The sequence below is a fragment of the Hymenobacter siberiensis genome, from assembly GCF_018967845.1.
In the GTDB taxonomy this organism is placed as follows: Bacteria; Bacteroidota; Bacteroidia; order Cytophagales; family Hymenobacteraceae; genus Hymenobacter; species Hymenobacter siberiensis.
In genome coordinates this window covers 638,717-663,392 of the sequence record NZ_JAHLZZ010000001.1, presented here as the reverse complement: position 1 = coordinate 663,392, position 24,676 = coordinate 638,717, and the positions used below count along the sequence as shown (strand labels likewise).

20 protein-coding genes are annotated in these 24,676 nt (G+C 60.6%); 11 read left to right on the top strand and 9 right to left on the bottom strand.

Going from position 1 to position 24,676, the window contains the following annotated elements:
- The first annotated feature begins 7 nt into the window (after positions 1–7).
- The 5 genes from lptC (at position 8) to recJ (ending at position 7,280) form a co-directional block, all read left to right on the top strand.
- The gene (gene lptC / locus KQ661_RS02855) at positions 8–586 is read left to right on the top strand and encodes an LPS export ABC transporter periplasmic protein LptC (protein ID WP_317196062.1); all 579 of its coding nucleotides are present in this window, start codon (positions 8–10) and stop codon (positions 584–586) included.
- 22 nt (positions 587–608) lie between these two features.
- The gene (locus tag KQ661_RS02850; protein ID WP_216679264.1) at positions 609–872 is read left to right on the top strand and encodes a hypothetical protein; all 264 of its coding nucleotides are present in this window, start codon (positions 609–611) and stop codon (positions 870–872) included.
- Positions 873–1,036: 164 nt separating this feature from the next.
- Positions 1,037–3,163, top strand: a complete 2,127-nt coding sequence (locus KQ661_RS02845; protein ID WP_216685604.1) for a SurA N-terminal domain-containing protein — start codon at positions 1,037–1,039, stop codon at positions 3,161–3,163.
- A gap of 213 nt (positions 3,164–3,376) precedes the next feature.
- Positions 3,377–5,203 (top strand): tetratricopeptide repeat protein, encoded by a 1,827-nt coding sequence (locus tag KQ661_RS02840; RefSeq protein ID WP_216685603.1) that lies wholly within the window; start codon positions 3,377–3,379, stop codon positions 5,201–5,203.
- Positions 5,204–5,540: 337 nt separating this feature from the next.
- Positions 5,541–7,280 (top strand): single-stranded-DNA-specific exonuclease RecJ, encoded by a 1,740-nt coding sequence (recJ, locus tag KQ661_RS02835; protein WP_216679261.1) that lies wholly within the window; start codon positions 5,541–5,543, stop codon positions 7,278–7,280.
- Between the two features lie 186 nt (positions 7,281–7,466).
- Here recJ and KQ661_RS02830 read toward each other — a convergent pair whose 3' ends face one another.
- The 3 genes from KQ661_RS02830 to KQ661_RS02820 form a co-directional block, all read right to left on the bottom strand.
- The gene (locus tag KQ661_RS02830) at positions 7,467–7,877 is read right to left on the bottom strand and encodes a DUF4332 domain-containing protein (RefSeq protein WP_216679260.1); all 411 of its coding nucleotides are present in this window, start codon (positions 7,875–7,877) and stop codon (positions 7,467–7,469) included.
- 288 nt (positions 7,878–8,165) lie between these two features.
- Positions 8,166–8,771, bottom strand: a complete 606-nt coding sequence (locus KQ661_RS02825) for a hypothetical protein (RefSeq protein ID WP_216685602.1) — start codon at positions 8,769–8,771, stop codon at positions 8,166–8,168.
- Between the two features lie 40 nt (positions 8,772–8,811).
- Entirely contained in the window at positions 8,812–9,174 is a 363-nt protein-coding gene (locus KQ661_RS02820) for a DoxX family protein (protein ID WP_216685601.1), read from the bottom strand.
- A 178-nt stretch (positions 9,175–9,352) separates the two neighbouring features.
- On the opposite strand from KQ661_RS02820, the gene KQ661_RS02815 reads away from it, so the two are divergent.
- The gene (locus tag KQ661_RS02815) at positions 9,353–10,513 is read left to right on the top strand and encodes an acyl-CoA dehydrogenase (RefSeq protein ID WP_216679257.1); all 1,161 of its coding nucleotides are present in this window, start codon (positions 9,353–9,355) and stop codon (positions 10,511–10,513) included.
- Between the two features lie 158 nt (positions 10,514–10,671).
- Positions 10,672–11,598: a helix-turn-helix domain-containing protein gene (locus tag KQ661_RS02810; RefSeq protein ID WP_216679256.1), complete on the top strand. Its 927-nt coding sequence runs from the start codon at positions 10,672–10,674 to the stop codon at positions 11,596–11,598.
- A gap of 150 nt (positions 11,599–11,748) precedes the next feature.
- Here KQ661_RS02810 and KQ661_RS02805 read toward each other — a convergent pair whose 3' ends face one another.
- From KQ661_RS02805 to KQ661_RS02795, 3 genes are all read right to left on the bottom strand, one after another.
- Positions 11,749–12,318, bottom strand: a complete 570-nt coding sequence (locus KQ661_RS02805) for a hypothetical protein (RefSeq protein ID WP_216685600.1) — start codon at positions 12,316–12,318, stop codon at positions 11,749–11,751.
- A gap of 959 nt (positions 12,319–13,277) precedes the next feature.
- Positions 13,278–14,090 carry a hypothetical protein gene (locus KQ661_RS02800; protein ID WP_216685599.1) on the bottom strand — a complete coding sequence of 271 codons (813 nt, stop codon included), beginning with the start codon at positions 14,088–14,090 and terminating at the stop codon, positions 13,278–13,280.
- 149 nt (positions 14,091–14,239) lie between these two features.
- A complete protein-coding gene (locus tag KQ661_RS02795; protein ID WP_216679253.1) occupies positions 14,240–14,587 on the bottom strand; it encodes a DUF4157 domain-containing protein in 348 nt (115 codons plus the stop codon).
- 333 nt (positions 14,588–14,920) lie between these two features.
- On the opposite strand from KQ661_RS02795, the gene KQ661_RS02790 reads away from it, so the two are divergent.
- The 4 genes from KQ661_RS02790 (at position 14,921) to KQ661_RS02775 (ending at position 19,762) form a co-directional block, all read left to right on the top strand.
- Positions 14,921–15,637: a C40 family peptidase gene (locus tag KQ661_RS02790; protein ID WP_216685598.1), complete on the top strand. Its 717-nt coding sequence runs from the start codon at positions 14,921–14,923 to the stop codon at positions 15,635–15,637.
- 269 nt (positions 15,638–15,906) lie between these two features.
- Entirely contained in the window at positions 15,907–17,658 is a 1,752-nt protein-coding gene (locus KQ661_RS02785) for a DUF1800 domain-containing protein (protein ID WP_216685597.1), read from the top strand.
- A 101-nt stretch (positions 17,659–17,759) separates the two neighbouring features.
- The gene (locus KQ661_RS02780) at positions 17,760–19,337 is read left to right on the top strand and encodes a DUF1501 domain-containing protein (protein WP_216685596.1); all 1,578 of its coding nucleotides are present in this window, start codon (positions 17,760–17,762) and stop codon (positions 19,335–19,337) included.
- A 185-nt stretch (positions 19,338–19,522) separates the two neighbouring features.
- The gene (locus KQ661_RS02775) at positions 19,523–19,762 is read left to right on the top strand and encodes a hypothetical protein (protein WP_216679249.1); all 240 of its coding nucleotides are present in this window, start codon (positions 19,523–19,525) and stop codon (positions 19,760–19,762) included.
- Positions 19,763–20,089: 327 nt separating this feature from the next.
- Here KQ661_RS02775 and KQ661_RS02770 read toward each other — a convergent pair whose 3' ends face one another.
- From KQ661_RS02770 to KQ661_RS02760, 3 genes are all read right to left on the bottom strand, one after another.
- Positions 20,090–21,220 (bottom strand): energy transducer TonB, encoded by a 1,131-nt coding sequence (locus tag KQ661_RS02770; RefSeq protein WP_216685595.1) that lies wholly within the window; start codon positions 21,218–21,220, stop codon positions 20,090–20,092.
- A 53-nt stretch (positions 21,221–21,273) separates the two neighbouring features.
- Positions 21,274–21,933: a TonB family protein gene (locus tag KQ661_RS02765; RefSeq protein ID WP_216679247.1), complete on the bottom strand. Its 660-nt coding sequence runs from the start codon at positions 21,931–21,933 to the stop codon at positions 21,274–21,276.
- A gap of 226 nt (positions 21,934–22,159) precedes the next feature.
- Positions 22,160–24,595 (bottom strand): penicillin acylase family protein, encoded by a 2,436-nt coding sequence (locus KQ661_RS02760; protein WP_216685594.1) that lies wholly within the window; start codon positions 24,593–24,595, stop codon positions 22,160–22,162.
- Between the last annotated feature and the right edge of the window lie 81 nt (positions 24,596–24,676).

Below are 24,676 nucleotides of genomic sequence, written 5' to 3'. Positions count from 1 at the left end.
TATTCAAGTGAAAGCATCGTGGCGCGTGGCAGGAGTGGGGGCGGTGCTGGCCGCGCTGGCGCTGGCTGGCTGCGACAAAAAAGCCGCCACCGGCCCCATGCAGGTCTACACCGGCCCGCTGATGGAAACCACCAACGTGCTCACGCTGGTGAGCGACTCGGCCAAGCTGAAGTTTCAGCTGACCGCGCCGCTGGAGCAGCAGTTTGAGAACGGCGACATCATTTACCCCAAAGGTATGGTGGTCACGTTCTACTCGGCCGATGGCAAGAAGAACGTTATCAACATGCTGAAAGCCAACTACGGCAAGTCGGACAAGGCCAAAAACCTCTACATCATGCGCGGCAAGGTGAACGTGATGAACGTGCCCGAGCAGCAGAACATGGACACCGAGGAGCTGTTTTTTGATAAGACCAAGCAGCTGATTTACACCGATTCGGCCATGTTCGTGAAAGTCACCACGCCCACCGAATACCTGACGGGCTACGGCCTGAAGGCCAACCAGAACTTCTCGCGCTACAAGATTACCCGGCCCACCGGCGTGTTTGCCGCGCCGCAGGCCGCAGCCGCGCCTCAGCCGGCGCGCTAACGGCTACTTAAACAGCAATCCCATGAAATTCGACAAAGACCTGTTGCGCACCGTGTTCTTCGCCGTGGGCGTGGTGGCCATGGTAATTGGTGTTTACCAGACGCTGCTGTTCAACGACCTGATGCGCAACTATTGGATTTTCATGGTGGCCATGGCCTGCTGGATGCCGCTGCTCTACTGGCGGCAGCAGGAGCGGCTGGAAGCAAAAATTGCCGAGCAAAAAGAGAAGCAGGCCCAGCAGGCCCGCGCCAAAACCCCGGCCAAATCGACCAAAAAACGCCGTTAGGCCAGCTTTGGGCCCAAATGTGGCCTTGGCCGGCGGGGCACCGCAATCGGTTGGGAAGGTTTGAGCGAAGACTTTAAAAACCGTAAAACTTTGATTGCCGGCCAAATTCTGGTTATTTTGCGCCTCTTTTGACCAACACAGACTTCGATTCTTTTGACAAGTAAATGGCTTTAATTAACACGATTCGGGAAAAATCTGGCTGGGCGGTAGGTACCGTAGCCGTCGGGATGCTGCTCTTCATTGTGGGCGGCGACCTGGTGGGCGGCAAAAACAAGCTTTTCGGCGGCAACGACCAGACCGTAGGTGAGGTAGCCGGCAAGAAAGTAGAGCTGGCCGATTACAACAACGCCCTGGAGCAGGCCAAGCAGGCGTTCATTGCCCAGCAGCAGCGCCAGCCCGACGACCAGGCCATGGGCTACCTGCGCGACCAGGCCTGGAACCAGACCATCTACCGCATGGCCTTCCGGCCGGAGTGGGACAAGCTGGGCCTGACCGTGAGCGACGATGAATTGGTGGACATGGTGCAGGGCGACAACATCAGCCCCGGCATCAAGCAAGCCTTTACCGACCAGAAAACGGGCCAGTTCGACAAAGCTCGCCTGGTGGAATACCTGAAAAACCTCGACAAGCTGCCTCCCGAAAACCAGGCCGCCTGGCACAATTTCGAAGACAACCTGCCCGCCGAGCGCCTCGCTAACAAGTACAACGCCTTGCTGAAAAACTCGGTGTACGTGACCACGGCCGAAGCCAAGCGCTTCGACGCCAGCCAGAACACCAAGGCCACGGTGAAGTACCTGTTCGTGCCCTACGGCAGCATCTCCGACTCGGCCGTGAAAGTGACCGACGCGCAGCTGCAGGCTTACCTCGACAAGAACAAGGGCAAGTACAAGGTGGAAGACGGCCGCTCGGTAGAGTACATCACCGTGCCGGTGGTGGCCTCGAAGGAGGACAGCGCCGCCGTGAAAACCTCGATGGGCGAGTTCGCCACGCAGTTTGCTGCGGCCCCGGTCGATTCGCTGTTTGTGATGCAGAATTCGGAGCAGCCCTACAACAAGGCGTTCCGCAGCCCCGCCGACCTGCCCGAGGAGCTCCGCAAACAGCTGCCCCTGGCCGCTGGCAAAATCTACGGCCCGTATGCCGAAAACGGCACTTACTCGCTGTATAAAGTGACCGGCACCAGCACCGGTAAAGAGCCGGCTGCCCGCGCCAGCCACATCCTCATCAAGGCCGACGGCACCACGCCCGAAGCCAAAGCCGCCGCGAAAGCCAAGGCCCAGGACATCCTGAATAAAATCAAAGGCGGAGCTGATTTTGCGGCCCTGGCCCGCCAGTTTGGCACCGACGGCACCAAGGAGCAGGGCGGCGACCTCGGCTGGTTTGGCAAAGGCCGGATGGTACCGGAGTTCGAGAAAGCCATTTTTGGCGCTACGGCCACTGGCCTGCTGCCCAACGTGGTGGAAACTTCGTTCGGCTACCACATCATTAAAGTAACCGCCGCGCCTACCAATCAGACCTACCAGGTAGCCGAGGTGAAGAAGACCATTGCCCCGAGTGACGCTACCCGCGAAGCCGCCTACGCCAAGGCGCAGGAGCTGAAAGGCGAGGCTACCGACCTGGCCAGCTTCCGCGCCCTGACCACCAAAGACAAGACCCTGCAAAAGCAGGAAGCCAAAAACCTGGACCGTGGCGCCCGCAGTGTAAACAACCTGCAGAACGCCCGCGAGCTGGTGCGCTGGGCCTTCGGCTTCAGCCCGAACGGCTCAGAAACCAAGGTGGGTGACATCTCGGAAGTGTACGAAATGGGTGACCAGTACGTCATTGCTGCCCTCACCGACGAGCGCGCCAAAGGCACGGCTACCATTGCCAACCTGAAGCCCGAACTGTCGGCCATGGTGCGCAACGAGGAGAAAGCCCAGCAAATCATGGCTAAGCTGCCCAAGACCGGCAGCCTGGAAGAAATGGCCACCAAATACGGCCCCACCGCCCAGGTAGGCACCGCTGACAATGTGATTCTGGGTCAGGGCAGCATTGCCAACATCGGCTTCGAGCCGCTGGCCGTGGGCAAAGCCTACGCGCTGAAGCCCGGCCAGAAGTCGGCCCCAATTCAGGGCGAGCAAGGCGTGCTGGTGATTGAGCCCGTGAGCGTGTCCGAGCCGCAGGTGGCCAACACCAACCTGAAGGCCGTGCAGCAGCAGCTGGCGCAGCAGCGCGCCCAGCAGCAGGACGGCAAGATTTACGAGGCCGTGAAGGCCCACGCCAACGTGAAAGACAACCGCACGAAGTTTTTCTAGGTCGTCAATCCGCGCGTTTGAAAAGGGCCGTACCTTCGGGGGCGGCCCTTTTTCGTTTTTCGGGCAAGCGTTTTTCGGGGCCGGGCCGGTGCTTCGACTTTGAACGAAGCGGCCGTGGTCCGGCGTTTTGGAGCTGGCCGCTGGCCGCTGGCCGCTGGCCGCTGGCGGTGCTTTGCCGGCCCACTATTGCTTCGTGAATTGACTTTTGAATCTATGCGCTCGTCTTCCTTCCTCGTCGCTGCTGCACTCCTGCTGACTTTGCCCGCGCACGCGCAGCCCTCCAAAGGCTGGGCCCCCGTGAGCAATACCGCCCTGGCCCAGGACTACGCCCGCCGGGGCGAGCATGAGAAAGTAGTTTTTCTGTTTGAAAAGCTGCCGCTGGAAGAGCAAACCAGCCTGGCCACCTTCCCGGTCTACATCGCGTCGCTGCAGGCGTTGAAGCGCTATAAGGATGCCGAGAAGCTGGCCAAAAAAGCCATGAAGCTGCGCTCGGACGATGCCACGCTCGGCGTAGCGTTGGGCGGCGCCTATCAGGCGGCCGGCGATAAGCCAGCAGCCGAAAAACAGTGGCAGAAAGTGCTGAGCCAGCTCGCGCCCACGCAGGTGCAGCCGGTGGCGGCCGAATTCAGCCGCCGCGAGCTGCCCGAATGGACCGAGCGCACCTACCTGCGCGGCCGCGCCCTGGCCAAAAACGACACCGAGTATGCGCCGCAGCTCATCCAGCTTTACACTCAGGCGGGCGACCAGCCCAAAGTGCTGGCCGAAACCCTGCGCCTGATAGCCCAGGACGACCGGCAACTGCCCTACGTGCGCAACATGCTGCAAAATGCGCTGCACGAGGAAAAAGACTTCGACGCGCTGGAAAAACAGCTGATTACCGCCATCCAGGAGCACCCCGACCAGTCGGCTTACAGCGAGCTGCTGCTGTGGCTGCAGGTGCAGCGCCGTGACTTCGGTGGGGCGCTGGTGCAGGCCCGCGCCCTGGACCGCCGCAGCCGTAGCGAGGGCGTGCGGGTGCTGGAGCTGGCGGCCATCGCGCAGCAGAACAAGGACTGCGAAACGGCCATCGAAGGCTTTGCCTACGTGGTGAAAGAGTACCGCAACGGCCCGTACTACAACGGGGCCCGGCAGCGCCTGTTGCAAGCCCGCGAAGCCCAGGTGCGCGAAACCTACCCCGTAGACCAAGCCAAAGTACGCGCCCTGGTTACCGAATACGAGCAGCTGCTCACCGAGCTGGGCCGCACGCCCGATACCGCCCCCATCATCCGCAACCTGGCCAATCTCTACGCTTTTCAGTTGAATGACCGCGCCAAGGCCATGACGCTGCTCCAGCAGGTAATCGACATGCCCCGCGCCAGCGACGAGGTAGTAGACGAAGCCAAAATCACGCTGGGCGACCTCTACATTTTGAAAGGCGAGCCCTGGGAGGCCACGCTGCTCTACTCGCAGGTCGAAAAATCGCATAAGGATTCGCCGTTGGGCTACGAAGCCAAATTGCGCAACGCCCGCCTGAGCTATTATGCTGGTGATTTCAAGCTGGCCCAAAGCCACCTCGACATCCTAAAAGAAGCCACCACCCGCGAAATCGCCAACGACGCCATGCAGCTCTCGCTGCTGATTCAGGACAACACCGTGGAGGACACGCTGGGTCTTGGCCTGAAAGCCTACGCCGCCGTAGAGCAGCTGGTGTTCCAGAACAAGATTCCGGAGGCCATTAAAGGACTGGATGCGCTGCTGGAACGCTTCCCCGGCCATTCGCTGGCCGACGATACGTACTACCTGAAAGCGCAGCTCCAGCGCCGCACCGGCGACTTCCCCGGCGCCATTGCCACGCTGGAACGCATCACCGCCAATCCCCAAACCGACGTGTTGAGCGACGACGCACTATACCTGCTGGCCCGCATTCAGGAAGAAGACGTGAAGGATAAGGGCAAAGCCCAGGAGTTCTACAACCAGTTGATTGCCAGGTTTCCCGGTAGCATCTATGTGGCTGAAGCCCGCAAGCGCTTCCGCAAGCTGCGCGGCGATGGCGTGCAGTAGGAGGGAAGCAATAGAACGTCATGCTGAGCGCAGTCGAAGCATCTCTACCGGGGAAGTAATTGATTTACTCTCACAGTAGAGATGCTTCGACTGCGCTCAGCATGACGTTCTACTTGCCGTTGCGCCCTACCTAAAAAACACGAACATCAGTGCCAGGGCCAGGATAAACACCCCGTACATCAGCACATCGGTTCCGATGTATTGGCGGTATTGGCGGTAGAAATCTCGGAGCTCTTTCATGGTGCGCGGGGCTGGCAAAACGAAGCGCGAAGGTACGGCCGCCGGCGCGGGGGAGGGGTTTGGTCGTACTTTTGGACCCATTTTGACGAAGTATCCGATGCCCGTATCCGCTAGTAAACGCTGGAATTATATCCCCGACCCCGACCCTGCCCAGGTCCATAGCCTCACCCAGGCCCTCTTCATTGCCCCCGAGATAGCCGCCCTGCTGGTGCAGCGCGGCATTGCCACGCCCGAAGCCGCCGCCGCCTTCTTCCACCCCGACCTACGCCAGCTGCCCAACCCGCTGCTGATGCGCGACATGGACCGCGCCGTGGCCCGCCTGGCTTACGCCCTGCAAGCCGGCGAGAAAGTGCTGGTGCTGGGCGACTACGACGTGGACGGCATCACGTCGGTGGCCACGGTGATGAGCTACCTCACGCCGCTATTCGGCGTGGAGCGGCTGCGCGACTACATCCCCGACCGCTATACCGAGGGCTACGGCATCTCGCACAAAGCCATTGACACGGCCGCCGATAACGGCTTTGCCCTCATCATCGCGCTCGATTGCGGCATTAAAGCCGTGGAGCAGGTGGCCTACGCCAGCAGCCGGGGCGTCGATTTCATCATCTGCGACCACCACCTGCCCGGTGAGGAACTGCCGGCTGCCGTGGCCGTGCTCGACCCCAAGCGGGCCGACTGCGAGTACCCCTATAAAGAGCTGTCGGGCTGCGGCGTGGGCTTCAAGCTGATGCAGGCGCTGGGCGAGCACCTGGGCCTGCCCCAGGCCCCCCTGCACGACTTGCTGGATTTGGTAACGGTGAGCATTGCTGCCGACATCGTGCCCATCACCGGCGAAAACCGCATTCTAGCCTCCTACGGCCTGCGGCGCTTCAACGAAGATGCCCACTTGCTGCGCCCCGGCCTGGCCGCCCTGCGCGAGCTGGCCACCCTGCGCGAAGGCCCGCTGGGCATCAGCAGCCTGATATTCGGCTTCGCGCCGCGCATCAACGCCGCTGGGCGCATGGGCGATGCCCGCCGCGCCGTGGCCATGCTGCTGGCCCCCGACCAGCAGGAAGCCCGCTACACCGCCGAAGTGGTGGACCAGATGAACCAGCAGCGGCGCGGCTCCGACCAGCACACCACCCAGGAGGCACTGGATATGATTGCCAGCGACCCCACGCTGCAAAACGCCCGCGCCACCGTGCTCTACAAGGCCGACTGGCACCAGGGCGTGCTCGGCATCGTGGCCTCGCGCTGCCTGGACCAATACTACCGCCCCACCGTCATTCTCACGCAGCGCGATGGCAAGGCCACCGGCTCGGCCCGCTCCGTGGCGGGGTTCGATGTGCACGAGGCGCTGGAATCCTGCTCGGCGCTGCTCGACCAGTTTGGCGGGCACCGCGCCGCCGCCGGCCTCACCCTGAAGGTGGAGAACGTGCCCGCCTTCCAGCGCCAGTTCGAGCAGGTAGTGGCCGATACGCTGACCACCGAACACTTGGTGCGGCCCGTGGAAATAGCCGCCGTGCTGCCCCTGAGCCGCATCACCGAAGAGTTTTTTGGTGAGCTGCGCCGCATGGAGCCTTTCGGGCCCGGCAACCCCAACCCGGTATTTGCCTCGCAACGGCTGGTGGCCGTGCCGCACAGCGCCCGCGTGGTGGGCCAGGGCCACCTCAAGCTGCGCCTGGCCCTGGCCGATGTGCAGGGCCCGGCCGTGGACGCCATCGGCTTTGGCCTGGCCGATTACCTGCCCGAGATTGAGCAGGGCCGGCCCTTCAGCGCCTGCTATACCGTGGAGCTGAACGAGTACCGGGGCCAGCGCAGCGTGCAGATGCGCCTGCTGGACGTGCGCTGGGAGTAGGTTTGCTGCACGAGTGAATACCTTGCTTCGTCTCACGGGTACAGGTCGCCGGTAATGCGGCACAATCATCTGGCTTCCCTCTCCTGTGGAGAGGGGCTGGGGGTGAGGTGTCGGCCGGGTCGTTTCAAACACAAAAAAGCTGCCTTGCGAACAAGGCAGCTGGCAGCTTTTTGCAAACGGAAAGGATTAGCGGTAAGCTACTTCCGGCTCCATGGCTTTGGCGTTGTTCACCATATCGACCACCTTCATCATGTCGGGCACCATGTTCACGATGTGATGCTCGTGGTTGGTGGACACCAGCTTGCTGTGCAGGCTAAACGGCGAACGGCCGCGCAGGTCCAGCAGGGTGGTAATGCCGACTTCCTCGAGCAAGCCGGTCAGCTCGGGGTCCAGGCCGTCGACGCGGGAAAGGTCGGCGTAGTTGACCCACTTAAATAGATTGATTTCCTGGATGCCGGTGGCCTTGGCCAGGGCACGGCGAGCGGCGGGCGTGCGGCCTGCGCTTAGTAGCGCATCGGCGGTGGTAATGCCCTGCTCTTTCAGCTTTTTTATCTGGGCGTTGGGGATACTCGTAATCTCATTGATTTGATATTGCATTATGATTGATTAGGTGAAAAATTGTTTATATCTGATACAAATGTACGAAAAATATATCAAAAATGCAAATTTAATGCTAAATTGGCAAGATATAGTGACATTATAATGCTTGCAAACGGCCCAATAAGCCCCTAGCCCCCAGGGGATTATGGCAGGGTATTTTCGAAGGGAAAAAAGCCGCCGAAAAACGAGCTAATGCGTTGTTTTTCATTGAAAAACCAAAGAGCATAGCCGAGCAGCCCGGCCTGTCGGGCGGGCGCGGAGGACCATCCGGACGATGAACTGCTGCTACTCGCCGGCCGGGCGGGGGCGGAAGAAGTAGCTCGTTTGCTGCCCCCCTTTATAGACCAGCGAAACCGACGAGAAAATGTAGCGCAGATAAACGCCGCGCACGAGCAGCCCGCTGCTCACCGGGGCGTTAAATGACTCATTGTACTCGAACAGCTCAAGCCGGGTCAGTTGGTGCCCTTCGTAGCGCTCGGTGAGCACCTTACGGCCTTTGGCATCGTGGTACACTACTTTCTCCAGCTCGATGCCGTAGCGTTGCTTGATGGTCTGCTCCTTTGCTACGCCCGAACTGGTTTGAACACCCACGGCATTGACCATGCCTTTGGGTGTGCCAGCATAGCTCCGCACCTTGCGGTGGAGCCCGCCAAAGGAGCCCTGCGTGGCTTTAAAGGAAGAAACACGGGCTTCGGCCTGGCTCCGCGTGCGTGCCACACGGTGCAGGAGCGAATCATTGGCTGCCGCGAAGGAGTTCAGGTTGAGGGCCGCCGGCTGTACAGGTGTGGGTGGTTGCGGCGCGGCCGGGGTGTTCTGGGCGTTGGCTTGCGGGCAGGTAGCCAGTAACAGTACCGTGAGGACCGGAAGGAAATTCTTGGCGTTTGTTGGCATCTGGTAATGGTAGAAAATGCGCCCGCAATACAGGCTGGTACTACCGCTGGCGCATTACCCGCCACACCCACCACAGTAGCGGCAACTGCAAGGGCAGGCGGCCCCAGGCTAGCCAGCCAGGAATGTGCAGCTGCTCATGAATCAGGGCCATGTGCACATTGGCCGGAAACACGGCCACCAGCAGCGCCAGCAGGCCCCCGCCGGCCAGCCGCCTGGTCCGGGCCGGCAGCAGCCCCAGGCCGCCCAGCATTTCAAAAAAGCCACTCAGGTACACCAGGGCCAGTGGGACTGGCAGCATGGGCGGCATAATGGCCAGGTAAGTGGCCGGGTGCACAAAATGCCAGATGCCGGCCAGCGTGAATAATAGAGCCAGCGCGTAGCGGCTGAGGATGCGAATGGTCATATCCGGGTAAAAGTCGTGCAAAGACTCCGGGTCGCTCCAGAAGGTTGTTTAGGCAGAAAGGCCACAATCTTTTGTTGGCTAACGGCTGTTAGGGGAGCTGAGGGCAACCGTTCACCTTGTCCATCGTGCCCCAAGGCCGTACTTTTGTACCGTTAAATTAATTATTCCCACCCCGTCCATGCAAACCGCCACATCCTCCAATATTTACCAACTCAATGAAGAGCAGCTGGCCGTGCGCGACGCTGCCCGCGACTTTGCCCAGAGCGAGCTTTGGGCCGGTGTAATCGAGCGCGACGAGCACCAGAAATTCCCCGCCGCGCAAATCAAAAAGATGGGCGAGCTGGGTTTCATGGGCATGATGGTGAGCCCCGAGTACGGCGGCTCCGGCCTCGACACCGTGAGCTACGTGCTGGCGATGGAGGAAATTAGCAAGGTTGATGCTTCGTGCTCGGTTATCATGAGCGTGAACAACTCGCTGGTGTGCTGGGGCCTGGAGCAGTACGGAACCGAAGAGCAGAAGCAGAAATACTTGCCCCGCCTATGCTCGGGCGAAATTATCGGGGCCTTTGCCCTGAGCGAGCCCGAAGCCGGCTCCGACGCCACCAGCCAGCGCACCACTGCCGAGGACATGGGCGACCATTACCTCCTCAACGGTACCAAAAACTGGATTACCAACGGCACCACCGCCTCGGTGTACCTCGTTATCGCCCAAACTAACCCCGAGCTGAAGTCGCGTGGCATCAACGTGCTCATCGTGGACAAGGACATGCCCGGCTTCATCCAGGGCCCTAAGGAGAACAAGCTCGGCATCCGCGGCTCCGACACCTGCTCGCTCATGTTCACCGACGTGAAGGTGCCCAAGGAAAACCGTATCGGGGCCGACGGCTTCGGCTTCAAGTTTGCCATGCAGGTGCTGGCCGGTGGCCGCATCGGCATTGCGGCGCAGGCGCTGGGCATTGCCTCCGGCTCGCTGGAGCTCAGCCTGAAATACGCCAAGGAGCGCAAGGCCTTTGGCGTGCCGATTTCGCAGCACCAGGCCATTCAGTTTAAGCTGGCCGACATGGCGACCAACGTAGACGCGGCCCGCCTGCTCTGCCTGCAAGCCGCCGCCGACAAGGACAACCACGCCGACTATGGCAAGTCGGGGGCCATGGCCAAGCTCTTCGCCTCCAAAGTAGCCATGGACTCGGCCGTAGAGGCTGTCCAGATTCATGGTGGCTACGGCTTTGTGAAGGAATACCACGTCGAGCGCTTCATGCGCGACGCCAAGATTACCCAGATTTACGAGGGAACTTCGGAAATTCAGAAAATTGTGATTTCGCGGGATATTCTCAAGTAAGCGGGGAATTGCCTAAAATTCAGATTCATTGCACAAAACCCAGCCACTATTTGGCTGGGTTTTTAGTTTTTGTGAATTTCAAGCTGTTATATTGCATTGCGGTAGCCACCCAGTTACCCCACCCGCATCCCTCAAGGCCCTCTCGGGCCACCTGAATTATGGAAGATTACAATAAAGTCATCGAGTCGTTGGGCGTTCGCTACATCAAGGCCAAAAACTTGGTGCTGCACCAGCCCTTCACCGTGCGCAATTCCTACGACGTCGGCAACAACCTGATTCTGCTCCACAAAGGCCTCCTCACGTTTGGCGAAGAAACGATGGTGGTAGAGGAAGGCGAAATGCTGTTCATCCCCGGCGGCCGGCCCACCCGCGTGAGCTACGGCGAGGATACCAAAAACCGCGTCATTACCAACGATGACCTGATTTCGAACAAGGACAAGTTCTTTCATTCCAACGACAGCCTCGACCTCATCGGCGACGCCGAAGAAAGCCACAGCTTTGTGAGCTTCGAAGCGAAGGTGTTCGACTCGGTGAACTTCTTCGCCTCGCTCGACGTGCCGGCTTTCCTTATCTCGGGCCAGGCCAAGCTGGCCAACCTGGTGATTAAGGTGGTGGAAGAGAGCATGCAGGACCTGCCCGGCCGCGAGCGCCTCATCAACATTTACACCGAGAACATTGTGGTGGAAGTGGTGCGCTACGTGCTGCGCAACAACATGTTTGTGGAGCAGTTGGCCACCAACAGCACCTACTTCAAAGACCCCCGCCTGATTGACCTGTTCAACTACATCAAGGAGAACCTGGGCGGCGACCTCTCCAACAAGGTGCTGAGCGGCGTAGCCAACGTGAGCGAGGACTATGTGGGCCAGTATTTCAAGATGCTGACCAACATCAACCCGCAGGATTACATCGAATACCAGCGCATGGAGCGCGCCGTGTTCCTGCTGCGTACGACAAAGAAAAGCATCCGCGACATCGGCAAGGAAGTGGGCTATAAGGACACCGCCTATTTCTGCCGCCGCTTCAAGATGATGTTCGGCATTCCGGCCGGCAAGATGCGCCGCCGCGAGTCGGCCATGAATATTTAGCCGTCAAAGCTTCATGGAATGTCAGTTTGCCCGCTTCCTGTATTAGTATAGGAGGTGGGCATTTTTTTAATCCCTGCCAACGCCAAGCCCAGCATGAAGAAGTGTTTCATGGGCTAAACGGGAAAAGTGAAAAAAGTTGGTGACCGCCTTTTATGGCTGCTGGCGGTCAAAGCGCCCATCCGTAACCTGGATGGTTTTACTGGGGTCAAGGTTACTGACCGCAGTAAACTCAAAAGTGCCAGCCGCAATGCGCTTTACACTCACGTTGGTTAAGTCCACATAGGTGAGGCGAACGGTGCCAGTGTGTTGCACATCAGTGATATATGCCTCCCTCGGATTGTCATTGGGGAGAAACACTGCGTAATTAGAACATTGGTCTAAAGCAGCAGCGGGCAAAATGGGAGTTGTTTGATTGAGGGCGTATGCGCTAATCAAAAGTTGTTTCTTATAATCCGGGACGCTATTCAGAAAAATCTGTAAGCTTCCTTCCCGATTGCCAAACTTCCCATTCAGCCGCAGGTAGTAGGCGCTATCGTACGCGAACCCCCCGCCGATGCCCTGCACTTTTCCCAGCCCGCTTCCGTACCCCGTGGCCACAAAGGGCTGCCCGTTGATGTAGCAACCGGCGGTATTGGCCCCTGTGTGGGTGGCCGCCGGCAGGTCAGCTGCCGGGTATCTTTCTTGCAGCTGCTGGCAAGGAGCAGCAACGAAACCAGACAATACAAAGCGACTTTCATAGCTGATGGATTAAGAGTTAGATGATTTGAATAAAGATAGAGGAGTTGATAATGAGATTGGATTATAAAATGTAGCAGTAACGGACTTTTAAATTCAGCTTTTCCGTAGTGGCATTATGACTTCAGGCGCAATAGTGGCACATTATGGCTGCAAAAGCGTCCCAAAAAAAGGACTTTACGAAAGGGCGTATTTACCTTCTAGTGCAATAAGGCAAAGGCAAACAGGGGGCAGGAGCGTTACCGGGAATAGCTTGGGCTTGCAGTGAATCAAAGCACACTCCTAGCAGCCTCAAAAAAGGACACAATGGAGTTGTTTAGAAAGTCACAAAAGGTACTCAACCGGTCATGCAGCGCGCAGCGAAGCTTCTTGCTCGCATCGTTGAACGGGCCTGACGATGCGAGCAAGATGCTTCGCTGCGCGCTGCATGACCGTTCGGGGACTTTCTAAACAGCTTCAATACACTTGAATGTGACTGGTGCTTTTGAGCTATTTTGTAAAACTATAAAAGCAACTGTTTTAAAACGCTTCCTCCTCGCCCTATGAGGTCAGTTTACTGGCACCATATCTCACGAAAAGCAGGCACATTAAGACATTGCAGGGAAAAAGTTAGCTAGAGGGGCGGCGTTCGTTCGGTCCCGGCAGGGCGCTGGTGCCGTCGTGGCGCAGGACCACGCATCAATCGGCCTGACTATCCAAGAAATGAAGAAAGCAAAAAGCCCCGCTTCGATGAGAAGGCTTGTCCTTACCCAAAACTCAAACGCCCTTCCGGCCATGTGGCTAGAAGGGCGTTTTTGCGCGGTTGCCTAGTTGGTTTGCCGCTTTTCAAGCGGGGTCAGCCAGCAAAAAAGGTCCTCTGCGTTACCTCGGGGAAGTTAGAAAAAGATTTGGGTAAGGACAAGATTCGATGAGAAGCGGGGCTTTTTGTTTAGAAAATCACAGGGCTATTCGATGCTACGGAAACCGTCGTCTTTCGAGTGGGAGCGGTGTTCAGAAGCCTGCGCGCCGTGGTCGGTGTGGGCCGAGGCGCTGGGGCTGCTCTCGCTGCGGCCGCTACCCGAGTGGATGCCGGTGTTGCCGGACGACTTGGGGGCGCTGGCATCGGTGCTGGAGCCAGTGCTGCTGCTACCGAAGCGGCTGCCACCGTTGGCATAGACCGAGCCGCTATCGGAGCGGCCAGTGGTGCCGGCGGCCGGGCGGCTGGTACTCGCGTCGGGGGCCTGGTAGCCGTAGCTGCGGCGGCCGTAGCCGGCATCGCGCTGGCGGCCATAGTTATAGGAGCTGCTTTCGCTGCTGCCGGACTTGCTCTTGCGGGTAGCCAGCCAGGCAACGCCACCGGCCAGAATAGCGCCGCCCACTACTTTCTGGGTCGTGCTGAGGCCGTTGACTTTATCGAGGGCGCGGGTGCCGAAGTCCTTGAGCGACTGCGGCAACTGGTTCACGCTGTTGAGCACGCCGGAATCCTCAATCCACTTTTTGCCGCTGTTCAGGGCCGTATCAACCAGGGAGCCGGCCTGGTCGTTGGTTTGCTGGCCTTCGCCCTGGCGGTTATCGCCGGCGTTGGCTGTGGTTTGGTTCTGCGCGTCGGGAGTAGGAGAGGAGCTTTGGGCGCTGGGCGTGGGGGTCGATTTGCGCGAAGCGGCCGAAGCGCCGCTGGCAGTATCCGGCGTGGTGGCCGAAGATTGGGCGTTGCGCTCGGCGTTGCGCTCGGCGTTGGTCGGGTTCGAAGTTCCGAGCTGGTCTTTCTGGTTATCCATGATACTGAGACGGAAAGGGGGGTGGAGAGAAAAAAGCAAAGCCGGACACCGCAGTACCCCAGGCGTTAGATTTATTCGTAATCAGCTACCGGTTAGTTGCAATTCGCCGACTTTATTTTGGCTTTCGCGGTTCTTAACCCCCCCCAAAATCAGGGCTGCGCGTGGCGCGGCAGGGGGCGTAGTACGTGGGCGGGGTCGGCCAGCACCACGCGGCGGGCTTCCTCGCGGGCTTCCACTTCAAACTTGTTGTGGTAGTAGCCCACGCGGGCCGACTCGATGAGGTATTTCCAGAGGAAGGGAAGCAGGCCGTGCTCTTGGTACTGGCGCAGGTGCACGGCCTCGTGGGCCACCCACTCGGCATCGGCTAAGAATTCCTCGCGGGAGGCTCCGCTCAGGTGCACGGTTTGGCCCACCACCATGGCCACGCGCCGGGCTTTTAGCACGCGCCGAGCAATGAAAGCGAGGGGAGAATTGGTCCAGGTCCGGAGTTTTTGCATGAAGTAGGATATATGAATATTCTGACCGCGCAGATACGAAGTAAAGAGGAGCTTGGTTGCAAGCTATAAGGTTAATATTTGTTGATAAAATTATCTTTTGTAAAGTATTTTTGCCCTTTTTAAAGAAAAAGTGCCGGACTTACGAAAAGTTTAACCTAGCTTTACCCTGTGACCTGTTCTACGAACAATAGAAATTATCGGGTACAACTGTTTTTCATCACATCTTCACTTGGCTGCAGTCAGCCTTGCCTATCGCCTAAGAAAGCTACTACTCCGGCTCTTCCGCCCTCACCTTGGAATCCGGTTTTTTGCCCCCAATCCTAACGACGGACAATGAAACACAGCCTCCTGTATTGCCTCGCCGCTACCTCGCTGGCCCTCTCCTTCTTCTTTGAACGCGCCCCCGAAGCTTCGGTTATGGCCCGTGCCTCCTTGGCACCGGTCGTGGCCGAAGCTTCGCTGCTTCCGGCCCTGACGATAGGAAAGCCCGCCACCGAGCCCCGCGACTTTGGCAACCCACCGGCCACCAGGCCCACTGCCGCCGAGCTGGCCGCCTCCCGCGACTCGCTCACCTACCACTACTACGCCCAAACCCTGGGCCTGCACCTGGCCTTCGACGAAAACAAGGACTTGCTGCGCATGGTAACCGACTGGATTGGCACGCCTTACAGCTACGGCAGCAATTCGCGCAAGGGCACCGACTGCTCGGGTTTTGTAACCCGCGTATTCCACGAAGTATATGGCATCAACCTCATTCACTCGTCGCGCGCTATGTTTAGCAACACCAAGCGTGTGGCCAAGAGCGAGATGGAAACCGGCGACCTGGTGTTTTTCCGCCGGGGCAAGGGTCCGATTTATCACGTTGGTATTTACCTGAAAGACGGCAAATTTGCCCACTCGGCCTGCAATGGCGGCGTAATGGTGAGCTCGCTGAACCAGCCCTATTACCACCGTAATTTCTACGCCGCCGGCCGCGTGCCCGCCGCCGTAGCCGCCGATGCTGCCGCGCTGGAAGAAGCCGCCACGGCCCTGGCTTCCGCCACCGAATAGGAAATTCGCGCCTGCCAAAGCGCCAGACAGAGCGCCTGACCCTTGTGGTTGGGCGCTTTTTTTGTGGCCGCCCGGAGCTGGCAACCCGGGCCAGGAGGCGGCTGAAACGGCCACCGCTTCATGCGATGCCCATTAAAAGAAACCCATACTTGCATTAAACCCGAGGCGAAGACTGTAGTCTTTGCTAAACAGCCGGTTAATGCCGTCGTATTCGGCGGCTGAACGGTGCCTTGTAGCAACGTTTCTGGCCTCATTTTTCGCGCTTATTTATGAACCGTCGACATTTCCTCCAACGAAACGCGGCCGTAATTAATACCCCGGTGGCGGCTGTGGCCGGGCGGCCCGCGCCGCTGGCCGGCCCTGCGGCCGACCTGGCCCAGCAGGACCCGCCTGAAACCGTGAGCCGCTACGCTAATAAGGAACTGCCCACCGGCCTGGCCCGCACCACCAGCACGCTCACGCCCTACGCCGGCCCCTGGGGCTACGAGCAGGCCGCGCACCTGCTGCGCCGCTGCCTGTTTGGCCCCACCCGGCCGGAGATTCTGGCGGCGGCCGGCTCCAGCCTCACGGCGGTGCTCAATGGCCTGCTCACGGCCCCCGCCACCGCCCCCGACCCGCCCGTGAACGTGTCGGCCACCGATACCAGCGTGCCCATTGGGCAGACCTGGACGGCGCAGGTGTTCGACCAGAACTTTGAGGGCGTGCGCCGCACTTCGCTGCGCGACTGGTGGCTGGGGCAGGTGCTGGGCCAGGGCACCACGCTGGCGGAGAAGATGACGCTGTTCTGGCACAACCATTTTGTGGTGGAAATCAGCAACATTAACGATGCCCGCATGGGCTACGAATACGTGCGCCTGCTGCGCGAGCACGCCCTCGGCAACGTTAAGCAGCTGGCCAAGGACGTGACCGTGACGCCCGCCATGCTGCGCTACCTCAATGGCAACCAGAGCGTAGTGGGTGCGCCCAACGAGAACTACGGCCGCGAGCTGCTGGAGCTGTTCACGGTAGGCAAGGGGCCGCTCATCGGGCCGGGCAACTACACCAACTACACCGAGGCCGACGTGCAGGCCGCCGCCAAAGTCCTCACCGGCTGGCGCGACCTGGCTACCGTGCCCGTGGGCAGCTACTACACGGCCAGCCGCCACGATACCACGACCAAGGTGTTCTCCTCGGCCTTTGGCAATGCCAGCATTGTGGCCAGCGGCAACACCGAATACCAGGCGCTTATCAACCTGATTTTTCAGCAGGTGGAAACGGCGCGGTTTATCGTGCGCAAGCTGTACCGCTGGTTTGTGTACTATCTGATTGATACGCAGGTGGAAACGGATGTTATTCGGCCGCTGGCTACCATCCTCATTAACAATGGCTTCGATGTCGTGCCGGTGCTGCGGGCGCTGTTCAGCTCCGAGCATTTCTTCGATGCCCTGAATATGGGCTGCCTCATCAAAAGCCCGCTCGATTTCACGGTGGGGCTGTGCCGGCAGATGCAGGTGGCGTTTCCGCCCGCTACCAACGTGGCCGTGCAGTACGGCATGTGGAACTACCTCAACGGTCTGACCTTTGTGCAGCAGCAAACGCTGGGCGACCCGCCCAACGTAGCCGGCTGGGCCGCCTACTACCAGACGCCGCAGTACCACGAACTCTGGATAAACGCCGTGACGCTGCCGCGCCGCAACCAGGTTACGGACCTGTTCATTGGCTCGGGCTATACGCGCAGCGGGGTCAAAATTGCGATTGACGTGCTGGCGCTCACGCAATCGTTCCCGGCCGCCACGGCCTCAGACTGCAACCTGCTGATTGACGAGTATGTGAAGCTGATGCTGCCCATCGCCCTCACTACCAACCAGACTGCCTTCCTGAAAACCGCGCTGCTGCCTGGCCTGCCCGATTTTGAGTGGACCGTGGAGTGGCAGCAGTACCTGGCCGCGCCCACCAACACGGCTAAAAAAGCCGCTGTGACCACCAAACTGCAAGCCATGCTGCGCGCCCTAATGGGCCTGGCCGAATACCATCTTTCTTAAGCTGTTAGCTGACAGCTATTGGCTGTTAGCTTCCGCAATATCTCATTCGTCAATTGAAGCTGCTGGCTAACAGCTAACAGCTATTAGCCAGCAGCTTCATTATGAAACGTCGCGAATTTCTACAGACTACGGCTGCGGCCTCGGTTGGTACTGCTTTTCTGAGCGGGCTGCCCATTGGGGCCTACGGGCATTCGGCCCAGCTGGCGGCCCTCACCAATGCTACCACGGTTTCGGATAAGGTGCTGGTCATCATTCAGCTGCAAGGCGGTAATGATGGGCTGAACATGATTATCCCCCTAGACCAGTACCCGGCCCTGCTGGCGGCGCGCAGCAACATCGCTCTGCCCCAGACGGCCGTGTTGCCGCTCACCACGGCCACCGGCATTCATCCGGCCATGGCCTCGCTCCAGAACCTGTACCAGAACGGCAAGTTGGGCGTGGTGCAGAGCGTGGGCTACCCCAACCCCAACTTCTCGCACTTCCGGGCCACCGATATCTGGACCTCGGGCTCTGATTCGAACGTGACCTGGACCACGGGCTGGGCCGGCCGCTACCTCGACGGCGAGTTTGCGGGCTTCCCCACCGGCTACCCCAGCACCCAGAACCCCGACCCGCTGGCCATCAGCATTGGCTCGGTGGTGAGCAACTGCGTGCAGGGTCCCACCGTGAACATGGGCATGGCCATCGCCAGCACGTCGTCTTTCTACCAGCTGCTTAGCGGTGGCGTTGATGCCGCGCCGAACACGCCGGCCGGGCATGAGCTCACTTTTATTCGGCAGGTGGTGAGCCAGACGCAGGTGTACACCACGGCCATTCAGGCGGCGGCCGGGCGGGCCCAGAACCTCTCGCCCCTGTACCCCACGGCCGGTCAGAACTCGCTGGCCGACCAGCTCAAAATAGTGGCCCAGTTGGTGGCCGGCGGCCTGAGCACCCGCATCTACGTGTGCCAGCTCGGCGGCTTCGATACGCACACGCTGCAAGTGCCCAGCACGGGCAGCACCACCGTAGGCACCCACGCCACGCTGCTGGGCAAGATTGCGGAGGCCGTGAACGCCTTCCAGGACGACCTGCGGCGGCTGGCCATCCAGGACCGGGTGGTGGGCATGACGTTCTCGGAATTCGGGCGGCGCATTCGGTCCAATTCCGGCTTCGGCACCGACCACGGCGCGGCAGCCCCGCTGCTGGTTTTTGGCACCAAGGTGAACCCCATTGTGCACGGGGCCAATCCCACGCTGCCCACCAGCGCCGGCGTGAACGACAATATTCCCATGCAGTTCGACTTCCGCAGCATCTATACCAGCATTCTGAAAGACTGGTTCCAGGTGACGCCGGCCACGCTCACGCAGCTCTTCGGGCAGCCCTTCACCTACGTGCCGGTATTGCGGCCCGGGGCTGCCACGGCCACAACGGCGGCGGCCGAGGTGGCCGAGTTCACGGTGTACCCCAATCCAGTGACGCGCGACGGCCGCACCACCGTAGCCTACGAAAGCGCCGGTGGCCACGTCCAAATCGTGATGCTCGATACCCTGGGCCGCGAGGTGCGCCGCACCGTGGACCAGGTGCTGCCCCGCGGCCCCCAGCTGCTGCCCGTGGACCTGAGCGGCCTGGCGCCAGGCGCTTACTACTGCCAGGTGCGGGAGGACCGGCGCACGGGCTCGCGCATTGTGGTGATAGAGTAAAGCGAGGAATTGTCAGGTAATGTGTTTTGGTAAATGCTGCTGATAATGAATGATTTGCATTTTGATATTGTGGATTGTTTTGGTTCTCGACCAGAAAAAAGGCAGCCCGGCCCGGCTCTTTTCCGTACAGCGAGTCAGGGGCGGCAACGGCCCTGTTTCACCTCTCCCTATTCAATACCAGCTTTATGGAAGCGCAAATCGAAAAACAACTCGAAGACATCCTGCCCGAAGACCTTGCCCGCACTTTCGAGAGCGCCTACCACGTATTTCAAGGCAAAACCGAGCACGTTGACGACCTGCTGAAAAACGGTGGCGTGCTTCTGCGCAAAGCTGCTCAGCGCTTCACGCCCACGCAGATGGTGCTCGGCATTGCCGCCATCGCCGCCGTGACGGTGGTGCTCATCAACCGCGCCAGCAACGACTAGCTGATAGCTGGCTTTCTGCTGTGGAACAGCGGATTGCCAGTCTGATATACCAAAGGCGGCCTTCTGCGGAAGGTCGCCTTTTTTGTGTCTTGCCGAAGTTGCGGAGGACCAAACCTTCGCCCCGGAGGGGCGGCATATCGGTCGTAATAATGGTGAAAATGAACGTCAAAGCCCCATCGGGGCGATATTTATTAGATGGGTGTCGCCCCGATGGGGCTTTAAAAACAGTAATCAGCGGGTTGTGCTACCGATATGCCGCTCCTCCGGGGCGAAGGTTTGATCCTCCGCAATTTCGGTGGCCTAAGGGATATCGTAAGCTGCGTCGCCTCAGCGAATGTCAATCAGGACCGGTACGGCCAGGCGTACGGCGACCGGCTGGCCGTTATGGCGACCGGGCTCGAAGCGGGGGAGGCGCAGGGCAGCCGCTAACACCGCCTCGTCCAGGGCGCTATTGATGGGCTTGAGCATGACCGGGCGCGTGACACGGCCATCGGGCTCCACCACGAAGCTGATCTGGCCCTCGCCGCTGCTGGCGCGCTCGGGGTATTCAATTAGCTCCGGCAGGGCGGCTTGCAGGCCATCGGGGCCGCTGCGGCCGGGCAGCACGGGCATCTGCTCGACTTGGCTGTACACCTGGTTTTCGGGTACCGGTGCGGCCTGGCCGATGGGCGGCGCGGGCGGGCTGAACGAGATGTTCACCACCTGGTACATGGCCACGGGCTGGTCGTCGTAGCCCAGGGCGGGCTGCCAGCGCGGGAAGCCGCGCACGAGGCGCAGGGCTTCGTCGTCGCAGCTGGGGCAGAGGGGGTTAATGACTTCGCTGGCCCCGATGCGGCCATCGGCCTTCAGCACGAAGCGCACCGCGACGCGGCCCTGGAGGTCGCGCTGCTTTACTTCGGCGGGGGTGGCTTTGTTCTTTTGCAGGTATTGTTCCAGGGCCACATCGCCGCCGGGGAACCGGGCCGGCCGGGTGACTTCCGTGCTGGTAAATACGTGGCGTGGCGACAGGAACATCACCGGCACCGTGAGCAGCACCGCCACCGGCTGGCCCTGGTAGCGGCCCGGCAGCAGGCGCGGCATGCGCTTCACGGCGGCCAGCGCGGCGGCATCGCAGGCAGGGCTGAGCGACTGCACCACGGCTGCCTTTCGCCCCACGCCACTCACCCCCACCACCACGCGCACGAATACTCGCCCTTCAGTGCGGCCTTCGCGCACTTCCAGCGGCAGCTGAAGCTGCTTCTGCACGGCCTTCACCAAGGCCAGGTTGCCGCCGCCGTCGGGCAGGGTGGGCACCTGGTCCACGTAGTTGAATATCTGCGTGGTATCGGTGGCGTACTGGCCGTAGGACTGGGTAGCGGCGAGCCTAGGAAGAATAGTAAGGAGTAGAAAGAACAATCCACCCAACAGCCAGGGGCGGCGGTACAGGGGGCGCAGTCGCTTTAGTTGGTCGGTATTCATGCGGCAAATTTATAGCCGGGCGTAATCTGCGGCCACCCCAGTAGAGGTCCCATTCAGGGTTTTTGCGGCAGCCGGCCAAACAGCACGGGCACGGTCATGCTCACGGAGGCGGGCAGCCCGTTTAGCTTGCCTCCTACGAAGCGTGGCAGCTGCTTCACGGCGGCCAACGCGGCGGCATTGCAGTTGGCGCTCAGCCCCCGGATTACTTTAACGTCACGAATCACCCCGCTGGGGCCGACGATGAATCCCACGAATACCTTGCGGAGCAAAGAATCATTGGCTACCTCAGCGGGCATCACCAACGCCCGTTGAATGGCTTGGGCAATGGGGCGGCTACCCTCCCCGGACGGGAGGCGCGGCATCTGGTCGACCAGTTGGTAAATGCGAGTCAGCGTGTCGGCAGCTACGGATTTGGTGTCCTGAATATTGAACGTGACGGGTACCGTGAAGGAAACTGATACCGGCCTGCCCTGCTGGGTGCCGGGGATAAAGCGAGGTAGAAGCCGTACGGCGGCCAACACTTCCTCATCGCACCCCCCTCCGATGCCCTTGACAATCTTGCCGTTCCGCACCTCACCGCTTTCCGTTACCAGAAAGCTGACGAATACCCGGCCCTGCAACTGTTGCCGTAGGGCCGCTGCCGGGTAATGTACCAGCCGCTGAAGCGCTTCCACAATGGCCTTGTTGCCACCGCCGCCGGGCAATTGCGGCATTTGCTCCACATATGTATATTTTTTTCCCACAACCCGTTCAACTTCAGGGCTGGCTGGCGCAGTCGGGGTGACCTGAGCTACGGCAAACCGGGGTGCCGCCAGCCCCAGCAGTAAACAGAAAGCGGGAAACACAAGGGTTTTGGTGGAAAGCAGAGTAGGTTTCACCAGCGTTAGATTGAAGAGTTAAAACTTAAGAATTGGCGACGATTGGTCAGCTTCGCGCAAATTACTTTCCCTGCAGCGTCCAGCTCATAGCCACCCGCGCATTCGGCTCCTCCGCGTTGCGCAGGAACACCAGCTCGTCGAGCTGGCCCACGCGCCAGGTTTCCAGTAGGTTATTGTAGAAGGGTGAGCCGGGGTTGCCGCTCTGGCCGCCGGGGTACACGCCGTAGGCGCGTACCTGGGGGCCCAGGGCCACCACCATGCGCCAGCTGGGGCCCTGGCGCTCGGTGGTGGCGTTCACGATGCCGGAGCCGCCGCCGCAGTCCACATCCATCTGCCCGAAGCCGGGGAGACTGAGCAGGTGCAGGATGTCGGTGCTTTTCTGGCTGGCCCAGCGCCATTTGGGGCCTTGCGCGCCGTATTTGCGGGTGAGGCTGTCCACGGCCCAGCGCAGGCTTTGGCGGGCCAGCAGGGGCAGGGTTTCGCGGGTGCGGGTGCGGCGGTCATCAATCCAGCGGCTGCTGTCTTCGGTCAGAATCAGGTTGTTGGTGCGGTCGCGGGCGGGGCGGCGGTAGGCCGGGCCTTTGGGGTCGGAAGGAAAATCATCGTCCCAAAGGCGCTTCACCAAGTTTTCGTACCACAGCTCAAACAGGCTGGGGCCCACGGCATCGGCCGTGTATTGGTAGTCCCAGCGGCGCAGGGCGGCCAGGGCCTGGCCTTCGGGCGTGGTGGCAGCTTGTGCGCCGGCCAGCGCCAGCATGCGCGGCAGCATCAGCTGGGCATTCAGGCCGAGCACGTCGTTCTGGAGTAGGCGCAGGCTGTCGGCCGTGACTATGGGCATCTGGCCGAGGCGTTGGTTAATGCGCCGGCCGCGCTCCGACGAGCCGTAATCCCAGTTCATATAATAAGGATAGTCCTGGGGCCGCACCGACGACTGGTTGGCCGACGACACGAAGCCCCGGGCCGGGTTCTTGGCGTGCGGGTTCTGGGCGGCCGGAATCCAGCCCTGCCAGTCCTGGGCCGGGTCGCGGCCGTCGAGCAGGTACTTGCCCTGCTCGTGCCACTTTAGCGGCAGGTGGCCGTTGGGCCAGATGGCAATGTCCTGGCCGGCATCGGCAAACACGAAGTTCTGGGCCGGCGCGCCGTAGCTGGCCAGCGCGGCCGTGTAGTCGGCGTAGGTGTGGGCGCGGTTGAGCTGGTAAAACGTCCGGAACTCGTTGGCCGCGTCGTGGGCCGTCCAGCGCGCCGCGTAGCCGATGGGCACGTAGGTTAGGAAGGGCTTCTGGGGGCGGTCATACACCACCGGGCCGTGGTGGGTATATAATACGGTATCGAGGCGGTCGGGCTGGCCGCGCACCCTAATGCGCTCCACCACGCGGCGCACGGGCTTCCATCGGCCACCGTGCCAGTACTCGCGCTTGTGAGCGTCCCGAAACTGCACCTGGTACCAGTCCAGCACGTCGGCGTAGGTGTTGGTTACGCCCCAGGCCGCCTGCTCATTAAAGCCGATGATGGCCATCGGCGCGCCCGGAATCGACACGCCGTACACGTTCACGCCCGGTGCCGTCAGCTGCACCTGGTACCAGATGCTGGGCAGGTTGAGCTGCAGGTGCGGGTCGTTGGCCAGCATCGGAAAGCCAGTGGCCGAGCGTGCCCCGCTCACCGCAAAGTTGTTGGAGCCCAGGTCGCGCGAAGGCTCCTGATTGGGCGCATAGGGCGCTTCGGCCGCCAAGAAAGCCGGCGGCACGGGCGGCGTGGCCTGGGGCTTAAAGTCGAGCGTCGTACCCGCCGGAATCACCGGCGACTCGCGGGTGGGGTAGTCCGGAAACAGGTCGCGCATCACCGCCGGACCGTACTTGCGCAGGGCATTGCTCATGCGCAGGTCGTCGGAGCGGCCGGTGAGGTCGAAGGCCATGTATTTGAGGATGAGGGCGCTTTTCAGCGGCTCCCAGGGCTCGGGCGCGTAGTCGAGCAGCTTGTACTCAAACGGGTAAGTGGCGGGCGTGAGGGTGTTGATATAGGCGTTGATGCCGTCGGAATAGGCCCGCGCCACTACGCTGGTCACGGGGTCGGCCAGCACGGCGGCCACCGATTTCTGCGCTCCGAAGCCCAGGCCCATGCGCCGGAAAAACCGGTCCGTTTCCAGCCGCTCCGGCCCCAGAATTTCGGCCAGCCGCCCGGCTGCTACGTGCGCCACAAAATCCATCTGCCAGAGCCGGTCGCGGGCCGTGAGGTAGCCCTGGGCCAGGTACAGGTCGTGGTCGTTTTGGGCGAAGATGTGGGGCACGCGGCGGTCGTCGTAGCGCACCGTCACGGGCTGTTGCAGGCCCGCGATAGCCAGCTGCTGCCGGGCCGGAAAGTCTTCGGGCCGCTCGCCATTCTGCCAAAAGCCCCGGTATGGGCTCAGCAGCTTGCCGAAGGGCGGCAGGTTGCCCTGTTTGGTATTCAGCACCCAGATGAGGGTGAGGCACGCGGCGAGGGTCAGTAGCGCTTTGAGCATTCGGGTTTTGGGTGTCAGGGTAAAAGCAGAGCCCAATTAACGACAATGTTGCCGTTCTGTCCTTAAAACCAGCCGCGTAGC

Excerpts from the sequence above, each read along its gene's own strand:
- KQ661_RS02800 (WP_216685599.1), bottom strand. The coding sequence starts at position 14,090 with ATGGATAACCAGAAAGACCAGCTCGGAACTTCGAACCCGACCAACGCC.
- KQ661_RS02830 (WP_216679260.1), bottom strand. The coding sequence starts at position 7,877 with ATGCAATATCAAATCAATGAGATTACGAGTATCCCCAACGCCCAGATA.
- KQ661_RS02780 (WP_216685596.1), top strand. The coding sequence starts at position 17,760 with ATGAAACGTCGCGAATTTCTACAGACTACGGCTGCGGCCTCGGTTGGT.
- KQ661_RS02850 (WP_216679264.1), top strand. The coding sequence starts at position 609 with ATGAAATTCGACAAAGACCTGTTGCGCACCGTGTTCTTCGCCGTGGGC.
- KQ661_RS02760 (WP_216685594.1), bottom strand. The coding sequence starts at position 24,595 with ATGCTCAAAGCGCTACTGACCCTCGCCGCGTGCCTCACCCTCATCTGG.
- KQ661_RS02785 (WP_216685597.1), top strand. The coding sequence starts at position 15,907 with ATGAACCGTCGACATTTCCTCCAACGAAACGCGGCCGTAATTAATACC.
- KQ661_RS02775 (WP_216679249.1), top strand. The coding sequence starts at position 19,523 with ATGGAAGCGCAAATCGAAAAACAACTCGAAGACATCCTGCCCGAAGAC.
- KQ661_RS02790 (WP_216685598.1), top strand. The coding sequence starts at position 14,921 with ATGAAACACAGCCTCCTGTATTGCCTCGCCGCTACCTCGCTGGCCCTC.
- recJ (WP_216679261.1), top strand. The coding sequence starts at position 5,541 with ATGCCCGTATCCGCTAGTAAACGCTGGAATTATATCCCCGACCCCGAC.
- KQ661_RS02810 (WP_216679256.1), top strand. The coding sequence starts at position 10,672 with ATGGAAGATTACAATAAAGTCATCGAGTCGTTGGGCGTTCGCTACATC.
- KQ661_RS02795 (WP_216679253.1), bottom strand. The coding sequence starts at position 14,587 with ATGCAAAAACTCCGGACCTGGACCAATTCTCCCCTCGCTTTCATTGCT.
- KQ661_RS02840 (WP_216685603.1), top strand. The coding sequence starts at position 3,377 with ATGCGCTCGTCTTCCTTCCTCGTCGCTGCTGCACTCCTGCTGACTTTG.
- KQ661_RS02815 (WP_216679257.1), top strand. The coding sequence starts at position 9,353 with ATGCAAACCGCCACATCCTCCAATATTTACCAACTCAATGAAGAGCAG.
- KQ661_RS02825 (WP_216685602.1), bottom strand. The coding sequence starts at position 8,771 with ATGCCAACAAACGCCAAGAATTTCCTTCCGGTCCTCACGGTACTGTTA.
- KQ661_RS02845 (WP_216685604.1), top strand. The coding sequence starts at position 1,037 with ATGGCTTTAATTAACACGATTCGGGAAAAATCTGGCTGGGCGGTAGGT.
- KQ661_RS02765 (WP_216679247.1), bottom strand. The coding sequence starts at position 21,933 with ATGCCGCAATTGCCCGGCGGCGGTGGCAACAAGGCCATTGTGGAAGCG.
- KQ661_RS02770 (WP_216685595.1), bottom strand. The coding sequence starts at position 21,220 with ATGAATACCGACCAACTAAAGCGACTGCGCCCCCTGTACCGCCGCCCC.
- KQ661_RS02820 (WP_216685601.1), bottom strand. The coding sequence starts at position 9,174 with ATGACCATTCGCATCCTCAGCCGCTACGCGCTGGCTCTATTATTCACG.